The sequence below is a fragment of the Corynebacterium sp. HMSC05D03 genome, from assembly GCF_001807205.1.
In the GTDB taxonomy this organism is placed as follows: domain Bacteria; phylum Actinomycetota; class Actinomycetes; order Mycobacteriales; family Mycobacteriaceae; genus Corynebacterium; species Corynebacterium aurimucosum.
The window spans coordinates 1-13,097 of sequence record NZ_KV788190.1 but is presented as its reverse complement, the minus strand read 5'-3'; the positions used below and the strand labels follow the sequence as shown (position 1 = coordinate 13,097).

The 13,097-nt window shown below is 61.4% G+C and carries 11 protein-coding genes; 2 read left to right on the top strand and 9 right to left on the bottom strand.

Annotated elements, in window-relative coordinates; all coding sequences use genetic code 11:
* The first annotated feature begins 56 nt into the window (after positions 1 to 56).
* Positions 57 to 698, top strand: coding sequence for a biliverdin-producing heme oxygenase (locus HMPREF3147_RS10740; protein WP_070447415.1), 642 nt, complete (start codon positions 57 to 59; stop codon positions 696 to 698).
* A 177-nt stretch (positions 699 to 875) separates the two neighbouring features.
* Here the strand turns inward: HMPREF3147_RS10740 and glnA are convergent, their stop codons facing one another.
* Positions 876 to 2,309, bottom strand: a complete 1,434-nt coding sequence (gene glnA, locus HMPREF3147_RS10735) for a type I glutamate--ammonia ligase (protein ID WP_070447412.1) — start codon at positions 2,307 to 2,309, stop codon at positions 876 to 878.
* 129 nt (positions 2,310 to 2,438) lie between these two features.
* Here glnA and HMPREF3147_RS10730 point away from each other — a divergent pair, with 129 nt between their 5' ends.
* Positions 2,439 to 2,873 carry an RDD family protein gene (locus tag HMPREF3147_RS10730; protein ID WP_070447409.1) on the top strand — a complete coding sequence of 145 codons (435 nt, stop codon included), beginning with the start codon at positions 2,439 to 2,441 and terminating at the stop codon, positions 2,871 to 2,873.
* Between the two features lie 340 nt (positions 2,874 to 3,213).
* Here the strand turns inward: HMPREF3147_RS10730 and HMPREF3147_RS10725 are convergent, their stop codons facing one another.
* The 8 genes from HMPREF3147_RS10725 to sucB all read right to left on the bottom strand — a co-directional run.
* Positions 3,214 to 3,999 (bottom strand): DUF4191 domain-containing protein, encoded by a 786-nt coding sequence (locus HMPREF3147_RS10725; RefSeq protein WP_070447406.1) that lies wholly within the window; start codon positions 3,997 to 3,999, stop codon positions 3,214 to 3,216.
* Positions 4,000 to 4,041: 42 nt separating this feature from the next.
* Complete coding sequence (gene lipA, locus HMPREF3147_RS10720) at positions 4,042 to 5,115, bottom strand: lipoyl synthase (RefSeq protein ID WP_070447403.1); 1,074 nt, start codon at positions 5,113 to 5,115, stop codon at positions 4,042 to 4,044.
* 108 nt (positions 5,116 to 5,223) lie between these two features.
* Entirely contained in the window at positions 5,224 to 6,030 is an 807-nt protein-coding gene (lipB, locus tag HMPREF3147_RS10715; protein WP_070447400.1) for a lipoyl(octanoyl) transferase LipB, read from the bottom strand.
* 69 nt (positions 6,031 to 6,099) lie between these two features.
* A complete protein-coding gene (gene gcvH, locus HMPREF3147_RS10710; RefSeq protein ID WP_010190598.1) occupies positions 6,100 to 6,492 on the bottom strand; it encodes a glycine cleavage system protein GcvH in 393 nt (130 codons plus the stop codon).
* Between the two features lie 42 nt (positions 6,493 to 6,534).
* Positions 6,535 to 7,647, bottom strand: coding sequence for a glycine cleavage system aminomethyltransferase GcvT (gcvT, locus tag HMPREF3147_RS10705; RefSeq protein WP_070447397.1), 1,113 nt, complete (start codon positions 7,645 to 7,647; stop codon positions 6,535 to 6,537).
* 3 nt (positions 7,648 to 7,650) lie between these two features.
* Complete coding sequence (gene gcvP, locus HMPREF3147_RS10700; protein ID WP_070447392.1) at positions 7,651 to 10,509, bottom strand: aminomethyl-transferring glycine dehydrogenase; 2,859 nt, start codon at positions 10,507 to 10,509, stop codon at positions 7,651 to 7,653.
* Between the two features lie 73 nt (positions 10,510 to 10,582).
* Positions 10,583 to 11,737, bottom strand: coding sequence for an MFS transporter (locus tag HMPREF3147_RS10695; RefSeq protein WP_070447387.1), 1,155 nt, complete (start codon positions 11,735 to 11,737; stop codon positions 10,583 to 10,585).
* A gap of 272 nt (positions 11,738 to 12,009) precedes the next feature.
* Positions 12,010 to 13,097 (bottom strand): 2-oxoglutarate dehydrogenase, E2 component, dihydrolipoamide succinyltransferase (sucB, locus tag HMPREF3147_RS10690; RefSeq protein ID WP_070447384.1); only part of this gene is annotated, 1,088 nt, incomplete at its 5' end.

Genomic DNA, 13,097 nt, shown 5'->3' with positions numbered 1-13,097 from the left:
AGTTTTTCTAACCTCAACTGATTTGTAGTTTTTAAATAACACCGTGGAGAAGAACAGTGAGTACCACTCTCAATAAACCTTTGTCCGTTGCGTTGCGTGAGGCGACTGCGCGTGCGCATGAGAATGCGGAGAATTCGGCATTCATGCAGCGTCTGTTGTCAGGGGAGCTCGACAAGTCAGCCGTGGCTGATTTGGCCGGCCAATTGTGGTTTGTATATGGAGCTCTCGAGAACGCCGTTCGCAGCGTGGCGACTACTCCCATTGCCGGTGCGGTAGCGGATCCACGGCTGGAACGTCGTCAAGCTCTGGAGGTAGATCTAAAGGTGCTCGTCGGCGAAACCTGGCGTGAGGAGATTCGCATTCTTCCAGCGACGAGGACTTATAGCGCGCGCTTAGAAGAAATTGTGGGCAAGCCAGTAGAAGTGGTAGCCCATCACTACGTGCGCTATCTCGGTGATATTTCCGGTGGGCAGGTGATTGCAGCGCGTTTGGGAGCCCATTACGGAGTTCCTCCTGAGGCACTGAACTTCTATGACTTCACTTCGATTGGAAAAATCCCGCCTTATCGTACGGGATACCGCGAGCGCGTGGATAGCCTGGAGCTAAACGTTGAACAGCGTGAAGCTATGCTCTCGGAGGCAGAGCGGGCTTTCAACTTTAATTCGGGTATCTTCGCTGAATTAGGGCGCCTTCATTAGTCGGTGGAACATTAGCCTGCGTAGCCGGTAGCCCCTGTAGTTAGTTTCAGAAGCTGTGCCATTGGGTTTCCGCGCGCTGGGCTCAACATGACACAACCCACGGAATCCGTGAAGGACACCGTGGGTTGTGTCTTTGCACTGAGTGCTAAAAGAATGGGGCAGATACCCACATATCCTTTAGCAGTCGTAGTACATCTCAAATTCCTGCGGAGTCGGGCGCAGGCGGACCGGTGCGATTTCGTTCTCACGCTTGTAGTTGATGTAGGTCTCGATGAGATCCTCGGAGAAGACATCGCCCTCAGTGAGGAACTCGTTGTCCTCCTCAAGCGCTGCGATGGAGGCCTCCAGGGAGGTCGGCGCCTGCGGGATGGACGCAGCTTCTGCCGGCGGCAGCTCGTAGAGGTCCTTATCCACCGGAGCGTGCGGCTCAATGCGGTTCTTGATGCCGTCGAGGCCTGCCATCATCATGGCAGCGAAGCCGAAGTAGGGGTTGCCCGACGGATCCGGCGCGCGGAACTCAATGCGCTTGGCCTTCGGGTTAGAACCGGTAATCGGGATACGGATAGCAGCCGAGCGGTTGCGCTGCGAGTACACCAGGTTAATCGGTGCCTCAAAGCCCGGAACCAGACGGTGGTAGGAGTTCAGAGTGGGGTTAGTGAACGCCAGCACAGCCGGTGCGTGGGTCAAGATGCCGCCGATGTAGTAGCGAGCCATATCAGACAGACCGGCGTAGCCAGCCTCATCGTGGAAGAGCGGCTTGCCGTCCTGCCACAGGGACATGTGGGCGTGCATACCGGAACCATTATCGCCGGCCAGTGGCTTCGGCATAAAGGTTACGGACTTACCGAACTGCTCAGCGGTGTTCTTGATGATGTACTTGAAGGTCTGAATATCATCAGCCGCGTGCAGCAGGGAGTTGAAGCGGTAGTTGATCTCGTTCTGGCCGCTGCCCACCTCGTGGTGGAAGCGCTCGATAACAAAGCCGGCCTTCTGCAGCTGCTCCACCATGGCATCGCGGACCTCGCCGTGCTTGTCGACGGGTGCCGTAGGGAAGTAGCCGCCCTTCACACGAGTCTTGAAACCGGTGTTCGGGGTGCCATCGAAGTTGGTCTCAGAACCGCGGTTCCACCAGCCCTCATCGGTATCAACCTCGTAGAAGCCATTATGTACGTCGGTGCCGTAGCGAACGGAGTCGAAGATGTAGAACTCAGCCTCGGCGCCGAAGTTACAGGTATCCGCAATACCAGTCGAGGCGAGGTACTCCTCAGCCTTGCGCGCGATGTTGCGCGGGTCGCGGCTGAAAGGCTCCAGGGTGAACGGGTCGTGGACGAAGAACTTGATGTTCAAGGTCTTCGCGGTGCGGAAAGGATCCACGAAGGCGGTTTTCGGATCCGGCAGCAGCGTCATATCGGACTCATCGATGGTGGTGAATCCACGGATGGATGAACCATCAAAAGCGAGGCCTTCGGCGGCTGCGTCTTCAGTAAACTCCTCGGCCGGAATAGAGAAGTGGTGCTCAGTGCCGGGGACGTCCGTAAACCGGATGTCAACGAACTTGACGTCCTCTTCCTTGATGAATGTGATGACGTCCTGGATTGTCTCAAAGGACACGGTGGTCTCCTGTTGGTTGACGTGTAGTACTCCCGACTAGTTTACAGGTATTGGCTGCTTCACTGGGGTGCCTGGGGCACCTAGATGTAAATTTTCTGCTTCGCGGAGCCGACGGCTAGATTGGTGAACATGGCAGATAACAACGACGGCTTTGAGCACGGGCAGTGGCCTGGGCAAACAATGGGCTTGCCCAAGGAGGGGCCAGGTGCCCTGGCTTCTGTAATGCGGCGCACTCTTGGCGTGCTCATTGACTGGATCTTGGCGATGATCATTGCCAATCTTCTTGAGCTCTTTACGGATTCGCTCGGCGGCCCAGCCTTCTTGGGTTATGCAGTGTGGGTAGTCATGGGCATCGTGTGCGGATGGCTCTTCGCTCGCACCCCGGGAATGGCCATGCTGGGTATGGGCGTGGCCCGCCTCGACGTGCCGGGTACCTCTGTCGGTTTGTGGCGGGCCGCGGTCCGCACGCTGCTGACTGCTGTGCTCTTCCCCGCAGCGATGGTCGATGCCGACGGCCGCGGCCTCCACGACCGCGCCACCGGCACCGCCGTCATCATGGCCTAAAGCTTGTTCAGCGCCAGCCGGTCGTATCCACTACAAGCTTCGCGCAGGGTATGGGAGCGGATGGCTTTCAGTGAACGGTATCTGGCAAATGGCACCTGACAAAAGGCATCTGTTGTATGGCGTTTTTAGGATTAAAAACGCCATTTAGGCTGTGCAAATGGCGTTTTCAGGGCTGTAGATGCCTTTTGGGAGATGCCAAGTAGAAGGTGCTTGCTGAGCAGAAGATTTTGCTGTGGCCAATGCAGGGAACAAGGCCCAGGGACGTCCTTAAAGCCAATGAAAAAGGGGGTCCCTTCCGAGAATCTCGGAAGGGACCCCCTTTGGTATGGAACGAGGTGGTTTATTTGCCGCCCTTGCGCTCCTGCATGCGGCGCATGCGGCGGTTCATGCCCGCCATGTTCTGAGCCTGGCGGGGCATCGGGCCCTTCGGCAGACCCGGAGTAGTACCCGGCAGATCATCCATGGCCTCGATGCGGCGAATGTTCTCGTAGGTCTCGTTTTTATTGTAGTTGCGCGGCAGCTTCATGATGTGAGTGCGCAGCTTGGACACCGGCACCTCATCCTCACCGCTGCCCACGAAGACCTCGTAGACCGGCACGCCGCCAGCTAGGCGGTCAACGCGCTTCTTCAAACGGTTGAGAGTAGGGGCGACGCGCTTGCGGTCACCTTCGACGACGAAGATGACGCCCGAGTTACCAATCACGCGGTGCACCAGATCCTGCTGGCGGGTCGCCGCCACGCCCGGCTTGACCTTCCACACCACGCCCACGGTGTTGCGCAGCTGTTGCTCCAAAGCCCAACCGGCGACACCAGGTTGGTCCTCCACCTTCTTGTACATGTCGCGCTCGAGGCGGCGAGTGAACAGGAACATAGCGAGCATTGCGCCAAGGCCCAAGCCGATGATGAGCATGAACCACTGGCCGTTGAAGAGCAGGCCGATAAGGAAGAAGAGCAAGCCCACACCCAAGAATGCAGCCAGCATGATGGGGATGAGAGCCTTGTCCTGCTTGCGCTGCATGTTGAACGCTTGCCACATCTGTGACCAGTGCTGCTTGCGCTGGGCGCGCTTGGCTGCCCGCTCTTGCTTCTTCGCTTCCTTGAGCGATGCCTTGTCGTCGTTAGCCATGGCTCCTACTTTAGAGGTCAGAGGGTGAAAAAGAGAATCGAACTAGCGAATGGTGGACGCCGCCGAGTTCCGGTTCGCTGCACCGGCTGGGGTCTTGACCATGCGGGTCGTCACTGGGGTCTCCTCGGAGGGGCCGTACTTCTCCAGCAGAGTGGAAGCTTCTTGGGCGGTAGCGCCCTGGGAAGTCTCCGCCAGGTGCTTCAGGTTCTCCGGAAGCTCGAGACCGCGTGCCTCCATGGCTTGCACGTAGAGGCGGCCAGCACGGTAGGAGGAGCGGACCAGCGGGCCAGACATGACGCCGCCGAATCCCAGCTCCTTGGCCAGCTTGGAGTGCTCCACGAACTCCTCCGGGCGCACCCAGCGCTCGATCGGGTGGAAACGCGGACCAGGGCGCAGGTACTGGGTAATCGTGATGATGTCGCAGCCTGCCGAGCGCAGGTCGCGCAGTGCTTCCTCGATTTCTTCGGCGGTTTCGCCCATACCCAGGATGAGGTTGGACTTGGTGATCAAACCAAAGTCGTGGGCCTGGCGGATGACGTCGAGCGAACGCTCATAGCGGAAGGCCGGGCGGATGCGCTTGAAGATGCGCGGCACGGTTTCCAGGTTGTGAGCGAAGACCTCGGGGCGGGCCTCAAAGACCTCCTGGAGCAGGTCCGGCTTACCTGAGAAGTCCGGGGTGAGGTTCTCCACGCCCGTGTGCGGGTTGAGCTCATGAATCTTGCGCACCACCTCGGCGTAGAGCCAGGCGCCCTCGTCGGGCAGATCATCGCGGGTAACACCCGTAATTGTGGTGTAGTTGAGATCCATTTCTTGGATGCTCTCTGCCACACGACGCGGCTCGTCGCGGTCCAATTCCGCCGGCTTGCCAGTAGCGATATCGCAGAAATCACAGCGGCGAGTGCACTTGTCGCCGCCGATGAGGAAGGTAGCCTCACGCGATTCCCAGCATTCATGAATATTGGGGCAGCCAGCCTCCTGACACACGGTGTGCAGGGAAGCACCAGACACGCGAGATTTCATGTCCTCATACCCAGGGCCGGTGCGAACCTGGTTGCGGATCCAACGCGGCTTCTGTTCGATGGGAGACTCCGCATTCTTCTTCTCAATGCGGAGCATCTTGCGTCCTTCAGGCTTAACAGTCACGAAACCTCACTTTAGGTGTTGAACTAGTTCTTTCTAATACAAGCCCCGCGGGTGGTTGCTTTATTCCACCGAGGGTAGCCGCTACTTTTCTTGCGCGGCTTTGCGGGCTTGGCGGGCCTTCTCGTTGGCCACTTTGATGGGATCAGGGGCCGAGGCAAAGGTGTGGTCGGCCACGGTGAGTTCGCCGGAAAGGGCTTTGAGGAGGGCATCGAGAAGCGGCGCTTCTGCCTCCTCCATAGTCACCGGGCGGCCCAGCTCCAGCGACAGCGTGGACACATCCGCATCATCGATGCCACAGGCCACGATGTGCTCGTAGTACTCCAAGGTGTTGGTGCAGTTGAGCGCTAGGCCGTGCATGGTCACGCCGCGGGTCACACGAATACCCAACGCACCGAGCTTACGGTCGCGCTTCGGGGCGGCTGGGTCGGCAGCCTGGGTGGTGGAAGGAACCCATACGCCAGAGCGTCCATCGATGCGCCCAGCGGTGCTCACACCGAGTTCGCGGACGGCTTGGATGATGGCCTCCTCAAGGCGGCGGACGTAATCGACAACGTCTACCGGCTCGGCCAGCTTGATAATGGGGTAGACCACCAACTGGCCCTCACCGTGCCAGGTGATGCGTCCTCCCCGGTCGACATCAATGACCGGCAGGCCATTATCAGGCATATCCTCCGGCTGCGTGCGCTTGCCGGCGGTGTAGACGTTGGGGTGCTCCACCACGAGGATGACATCACCCTGCGTACCCGCCGCCCGCGCCGCCGCGAGCTCAGCCTGCAGATCCCAGGCCTCTTGGTAGCCCATGCGGCCCAAGCGGCGGATCTCCAGTGGCTTATCGGACGCGCGGATGGAGCGATCCGCGGGAAAGAAAGGTTCGCGGGGAGCAGTCATGAACCCGATCCTAAACCCCGCGAGATATCAGCCCGAAAGGGGCTGAGTCTGCGCTGCTCAAGCGTTGTTTTAGTCAACGCCGTTGGCGGAGGCGTACTCGTCGGCGGTCATCAGCTCGCCGGCCTCGGTGACCTCTACCTCGAAGAGCCAGCCCTCACCGAAGGGATCGTTGTTGATGACTGCGTAGTCATCGTGCACGCCCTCATTGACGGCGGTCACGGTGCCGGTGACCGGGGAGTAGAGGTCAGACACGGACTTGGTGGACTCGACCTCGCCGCAGGTCTCGCCGTGCTCGACGGTATCGCCCACGGCAGGCAGCTCAGCGAAGACGACCTCCCCCAGGCGGTCGGTGGCCACGGAGGTGATGCCGATACGGACGGTAGAACCAACGACGGAGTCAGCGGTGGCGTTAATCCACTCGTGGTCCTCGGAGTAGGAGAAATCGGAAGGAAGATTAGCCATGAGAAGGGGTGTCCTTTCGGTAGTTGACTTCAGTAGTGGAGTTTACTTATCGCGCTTGTAGAAGGGCAGCGCGGAGACTTCGAAGGGGTAGCGCTTGCCGCGGATATCCACCTCGACGGCCGCACCCGGCTCGAGTCCAGCGGCGGTATCGATGAGCGCGAGTGCTACCGGGTGCCCCAGGGTGGGGGAGGGCTGACCAGATGTCACCGTGCCCACCTTGTTCTCACCCACGTAGACCTCGGAGCCGGCACGGGCGGCGCGGCGCTGGGAGGAGACAAGTCCGGTGATAACGGCCTGCGGGCCCTCCTCAGCGCGCTGGCGCAGCACCTCAGCGCCTACGAAGTCCTGCTCCTTCTTGGCAAAGGCGCGGGACATTCCGGCCTCCACTGGGGTGATATCGCGGGTGAGCTCGTTGCCGTAGAGCGGCATGCCAGCCTCCAAGCGCAGGGAGTCGCGCGCTGCCAAGCCGCAGGGCTTGATGCCGTATTCCTCGCCGGCCTTGAGCAGCTCTTCCCACAGCTCCGGGGCATCGGAGTTGTAGACGATGAGCTCGAAACCATCCTCGCCGGTGTAGCCGGTGCGGCAGATGAAGGCATACTTACGGGCCACCTTGCCGGTCATCGCGGCGTAGTAGGGCAGGTCCATCACGGCCTGCTGCTTGGTGTCCTCTACCAAAGGGACGAGGATCTCCAGCGCCTTCGGGCCCTGGACAGCAATCATGGCCACGTCGCGGGACTCGTTCTTCAGGTCCACGTCGAAGCCCTCGGCGCGCTGGTTAAGCGCCTCCCACACGGTGTCGGCGTTGCCGGCATTGGGCACGACGAGGAACTTGGTTTCCTCCAAGCGGTAGGTGATGAGGTCATCGATGATGCCACCATCCTCAGCACAGATCATGGAGTACTTTGCCTTGCCCTCCTTGAGGGTGGCGAGGTTGGAGATGAAGCAGTAGGACAAGAACTCGGCGGCGTCTGAGCCGTTGACCCAGATTTCACCCATGTGGGAGAGGTCGAAGAGACCAGCGGCATTACGCACCGCGCGGTGCTCCTCAAGCTCGTTGTCATACTTCAGCGGCATCTCCCACGGCCCGAAGGGCGTGAAGGTAGCGCCGAGCTTCTCGTGCTCGGCATGCAACGGGGAGTGCAGGTAGTCAGTCATTGATTAAACCTCCTGGTTGTCGTCGGAGTAGTCAAAAGCCTCTGGCGGCGGGCAGGTGCACACCAGGTTGCGGTCACCGTAAGCCTCGTCGATGCGGCGTACCGGCGGGAAGTACTTATTAGCGCGCAGGGAGGTCACCGGGTAGGCAGCCTGCTGGCGGCTAAAGGCATAGTTCCACTCGTCGGCAGCGACGGATTCGGCGTTGAACGGCGCGTGGTGGATGACGGAGTCCTCGTAGGCCACCTTGCCGTCGATGATCTCCTGGATTTCGGCGCGGATGGAACGCATGGCTTCGATGAAGCGGTCCAGCTCACCTAGGTCCTCGGACTCGGTCGGCTCCACCATGAGGGTGCCGGCCACCGGGAAGGACAGGGTCGGCGCGTGGAAGCCGTAGTCCACGAGGCGCTTGGCCACATCAGCGGCGGTGACGTCGGAGGCGTCGGTCAGCTCGCGCAGGTCAAAGATGCATTCATGCGCCACCAGGCCGGCATTACCCGTGTAGAGAACGGGGAAGGAATCCTTCAGGCTCTGCGCCAGGTAGTTCGCGCCGAGGATGGCATGGCTCGTGGCCTCCGTGAGCCCTTGCGAGCCCACCATGGCCAGATAAGACCAGGAAATTGGCAGCACGCCGGCCGAGCCGTAGCGCGATGCTGTGGACGGCACGCCGGTGCCCTCCACAGCCGGCTGCGCAGGATCCAGCTGGGGATCGTTGGCATCCGTCGGCAGGAAAGGTACCAAGTGCTTGGCGACGCCCACCGGGCCCACGCCCGGGCCACCTCCGCCGTGCGGGATGGTGAAAGTCTTGTGCAGGTTGAGGTGGGAGACATCGCCACCGAAAGCACCCGGACGGGCCCAACCGGCCAGCGCGTTCATGTTCGCGCCGTCGATGTAGACCTGGCCGCCGGCTGCGTGGACCTTGTCGCAGACCTCGCGTACTTCCGGGTCGAAGACGCCGTGGGTGGAGGGGTAGGTAATCATGATGCCGGCGACGTGCTCGCCGTGCTGCTCGAGCTTGGCGTCGAGGTCAGCAACATCAATGGAGCCGTCGTCAGCGGTCTTGACCACTACAACGCGCAGGTTGGCCAACGTCGCCGACGCGGCGTTGGTGCCGTGTGCCGAGGCAGGGATGAGGATGACATCGCGGCCATGGTCGCCGTTGGCCACGTGGTAGCGGCGGATGGCCAACAGGCCTGCCAGCTCGCCTTGGGAACCAGCATTTGGCTGGATGGAAACCTGCGCGTAGCCGGTGATTTCGGCGAGCCAGGACTCGAGCTCGTCGATCAGCGCGCGCCAGCCAGCGGTGGTTTCCTCCGGGGCATAGGGGTGAATGCCCGCGAACTCCGGCCAAGAGATGGGTTCCATGGCGGAGGTGGGGTTGAGCTTCATCGTGCACGAGCCCAGCGGGATCATCGTGCGGTCGAGTGCTAAGTCCTTATCCGCCAGGGTGCGCAGGTAGCGCAGCATCTGGGTCTCGGAGTGGATGGAGTTGAAGATCTCGTGCTGCAGCGGCTCCTCGGAGCGCTGGACGGAGGACGGAATCTCGAAAGAGGCGGCGGTCGCCGCAGCGGAGTCCGCGGCGTCGAAGGCAGCGGCCAAGGTGTTGACGTCCTCAAGGGTGGCGGACTCGCCGAAGGAAACAGAAACATTATCCGCTCCGATGACGCGCACCAGGTAGCCCTGTTCCTGCAGCTGGGTCTTGATAGCGGCGGCATCCACGCCGGTGACGGTGACGGTGTCGAAGAAGTCGCGGGAGACAATCTCCTTGCCTGCGCCGGTGACTGCCGCGGCGAAAGCAGAAGCGCGGTCATGCACGCGCTGGGCAATTTCCTTCAGCCCCTTCGGGCCATGGTAGACCGCGTACATGGAGGCCACGTTGGCCAGGAGGGCCTGGGCAGTACAGATATTGGAGGTGGCGCGCTCGCGGCGGATGTGCTGCTCGCGGGTCTGCAGCGCCAGGCGGTAAGCGGGGCGGCCGGCAGCGTCCTTGGACACGCCCACGATGCGGCCCGGCAGCTGGCGCTTGAGCTTATCCGTGACGGACATGAAGGCTGCGTGCGGGCCGCCGAAGAAGAGTGGGACACCGAAGCGCTGCGAGGAGCCGAGGACAACATCTGCCCCCATCGACCCCGGGGCTTCCAGAAGGAGCAGCGACAGCGGGTCAGCCACGACGGCAGCTAGGGCGCCGCGGGTGTGCAGCTCCTCGATGGCGGCGCGAGGGTCGACGATATCGCCCTCGGTTCCCGTGTAGGCCAGAACTGCACCGACGAGGTCTTCGCCGACGATGCCATCGCGGACATCAGCAATCTCGACCTCCAGCTCGATGGCCCGGGCGCGCTCGGCGGCCACGGCCAGCACCTGCGGGTGCAAGCGCGAATCCAACAGCACGCGGCGGCCCTTCTTGACCGCTCGGGCCATCAGGCCGACGGCTTCGGCGGTGGCAGAGGCTTCGTCGAGAAGCGAGGCGTTGGCGATAGGAAGGCCGGTCAGGGACTCAATCATGGTCTGGAAGTTCAGCAGGGCTTCGAGACGACCCTGCGAAATCTCCGGCTGGTAGGGCGTGTAGGCGGTGTACCAGCCGGCATCTTCCAGCAGACCGCGGCGAATGACCGCTGGGGTGAGGGTATCGGAGTAACCCTGGCCATAGAAGGACTTCAGCACGACGTTCTGGGAGGCGTACTCGCGCAGCTTCGCCTGCGCGTCATCTTCGCTCAAGGCCTCCGGAAGGTTCAGCGCCTCAGTGGCGCGGATAGAGGTAGGCAAGGCGGCATCGACCAGCGCGTCCACGCTGTCATAGCCCACTGCCTTGAGCATCGTCTCACGCTCGGCTGCATCCGGGCCGAGGTGACGAGAGATGAAATCCATATGGTGAATCTCCTTCGTGGCGTTAGTTTGTGTGACCTAAACTGCCCCCAAGTATAAGGCGTATGCCATGACATTAACCCCGGGTACCCCTGATTCGGAGATGTAGCGCCACGGCAGTTAATGCCGCGACCGCGAGTCCAATGATGAAGGCGGTGGAATAGCCTGTGATAGGGCCCAAAAGGGAGAGGATGAAGGGGGCGAAGAAACCCAGATACGTAAGCGAATAAAACACCCCCGTCGCTGCACCGAGTTCCGCTGGGTCGGCGATGGCTTGGGTTTCTGCGAGCCCGCTCAGCATGCCAATTCCATAGGAGCTACCCATGATGATGGCTGCGAGGGGCAGGAGGAATACCGCCCAGCTATACTCCGCTGCGACGAGCACGCCGAGGCACAGCACCATTCCTAGTGCGGCAAGCACCATGCCGTGGAAAGCGTTAACCCGGATACGCCCCGCCAGCTGTTGGATCACCACGCCGCTGCCCATGGTGAGGAGAGCACACAATCCGGCGATGAGAATGGGGTGGCGCAGATGCTCGCTGAGCTGTGCGGGCAGGAACACGAAAGCGGTGGTGGCGGAGCCGAAGACCCACGGCGCGTAGGCCACGACGGGTAGGTAGCTAGGAGTAATCAGGCTTATCGGTATGAAGGTGCGCCGCTGCGTCCGCGGTGTTCTTGTTTGCTTTTCGGGCACCGTCCACACGAGTGGGACCACGACGAGCGCTAGGCCGATGTGCAAGAGATAAGGAAGGACGGTGGGCCAGGGGAGGAACTCTGCGGCGATACCGGCAGCGCCAGGCGCGGATGCGAAACCAGCTGACAACGCAATGGAGGAACGCTTGGCGCCCACGCTGAGGTGGGTGCTGAGCTCCTTGATCCACGCAGCGCCGGAAGACATGGCCAGTCCCACCGCAGCCCCGGCACATAGGCGGCCAATCAACAAGGGGAGGAAGGCACCGCCTGCGCCAGCGAGGAAGACCAGTGAGCCAGCAGTGGTGGTGAGGACGGCTGGGCGCATGACGGCGCGGCGCCCCAGTGAATCCGAGAGTGGGCCGCCAATGAAGAGAGCCACCATGATGCCGAGGGCATAAATGCCAAAGAGGAAGGTCGTCTGCAGAACTCCCAGATCCGTGGTGACTTGGTAGACCACGACCATAGGGGCGAAAAGATTGGCGCCGCACGCGACGAGGAACATGCCTAAAGCGACGCGGAACCACTTCTGAGAAACCATGCGCCACAGTCTAGTGTGCTGAGTCACAGCTAGGCATGGAAATGGAGCAGCGGGGCTCGGAAGGCGCCTATCTGCCAAAGTTATTGAACTCGCCGCAGCATCTGCGGCAACTTTCGTCAGGTAGGCGGGGTGCTGGCATGAGAGCGCTTGTCGCTGGGCCGCCCTGGGCCGCTGTGCGGCGTTGGAGGAGAGAATCAGCGCGCACAACGACGAAGCTCCCCCGCCGCAGTGGCGGGGGAGCAGCCTCTTAAGAGTTGGAGTCTTGTAAAGACTTAGAGGTCAAGGTCGGCTTCGAAATCAGCGGTCTCGAGGCGGTCCTTGATGGTCGTGATGAAGCGACCAGCGTCGGCACCGTCGACCACCTGGTGGTCGTAGGTGAACGGCAGGTAGCACATCTGGCGGATAGCAATCGCGTCCTGGCCGTCCTCGGTGACGACGACCGCGCGCTTGGTAATAGCGGCGGTGCCCAGGATGCCGGCCTGCGGCGGAACCAGAATCGGGGTATCCAGCAGGGCGCCCTCGGAGCCGATGTTGGTCACGGTGAAGGTTGCACCGGTCAGATCGTTCGGCTTGAGCTTGTTGTTGCGTGCCTTGTCAGCCAGCTCGGCGATCTTCTGGGCAATCTCCGGCAGCGTCAGCTCCTGAGCCTTGTGGATGACCGGGGTCAGCAGGCCGCGCGGAGTATCTACGGCGATGGCCACGTTGACGTCAGCGTGGTAGGTCATCTCCTTGGTCTCCGGGTTGTAGGACGCGTTGACGTTCGGGTGGGAGACCAGAGCCTCGACGGTTGCCTTCACGATGAACGGCAGGAAGGAGAGGTTGGCCTCGTACTTGTCAATGAACGCCTGCTTGGACTGCTTGCGCATATCCCAGATGGCGGTCATATCGACTTCCTGGACGTGGGTCAGCTGAGCGGAGATCTGGAGGGCCTCAACCATCTTGGACGCCGTGATCTCGCGGATACGGTTGACCTTCTGGGTGGTGCCGATGAGCTCCTGCTTTTCCGGATCCACGGACTTGGTGGACCAGCGAGCACGCGGGTTGCTGGAGGAAGCGCTAGCGGAGGAAGCCGGTGCCTCGCCCTCGCCAGCAGCGGCCAGGACGTCCTGCTTGCGGATGCGGCCGCCGACGCCAGTGCCGGAGACGGTGGACAGGTCAACGCCGTGCTTCTCAGCCAGCTTGCGCACCAGCGGGGTCACGTACGGGACGTTATCGCCGTTGTTGACCTTGGTGGAAGTCTCAGAAGTCTTCGGCTCGGAGGACTGGGAAGCAGCAGGCTTCTTCTCTTCTGCCTTCGACGCTTCCTTCTTCTCCTCAGCCTTGGGCTCTTCCTTCTTTTCCTCTGCCTTTTCTTCCTTGG

Excerpts from the sequence above, each read along its gene's own strand:
- HMPREF3147_RS10730 (WP_070447409.1), top strand. The coding sequence starts at position 2,439 with ATGGCAGATAACAACGACGGCTTTGAGCACGGGCAGTGGCCTGGGCAA.
- HMPREF3147_RS10725 (WP_070447406.1), bottom strand. The coding sequence starts at position 3,999 with ATGGCTAACGACGACAAGGCATCGCTCAAGGAAGCGAAGAAGCAAGAG.
- lipA (WP_070447403.1), bottom strand. The coding sequence starts at position 5,115 with ATGCTCCGCATTGAGAAGAAGAATGCGGAGTCTCCCATCGAACAGAAG.
- lipB (WP_070447400.1), bottom strand. The coding sequence starts at position 6,030 with ATGACTGCTCCCCGCGAACCTTTCTTTCCCGCGGATCGCTCCATCCGC.
- gcvH (WP_010190598.1), bottom strand. The coding sequence starts at position 6,492 with ATGGCTAATCTTCCTTCCGATTTCTCCTACTCCGAGGACCACGAGTGG.
- gcvT (WP_070447397.1), bottom strand. The coding sequence starts at position 7,647 with ATGACTGACTACCTGCACTCCCCGTTGCATGCCGAGCACGAGAAGCTC.
- gcvP (WP_070447392.1), bottom strand. The coding sequence starts at position 10,509 with ATGGATTTCATCTCTCGTCACCTCGGCCCGGATGCAGCCGAGCGTGAG.
- HMPREF3147_RS10695 (WP_070447387.1), bottom strand. The coding sequence starts at position 11,737 with ATGGTTTCTCAGAAGTGGTTCCGCGTCGCTTTAGGCATGTTCCTCGTC.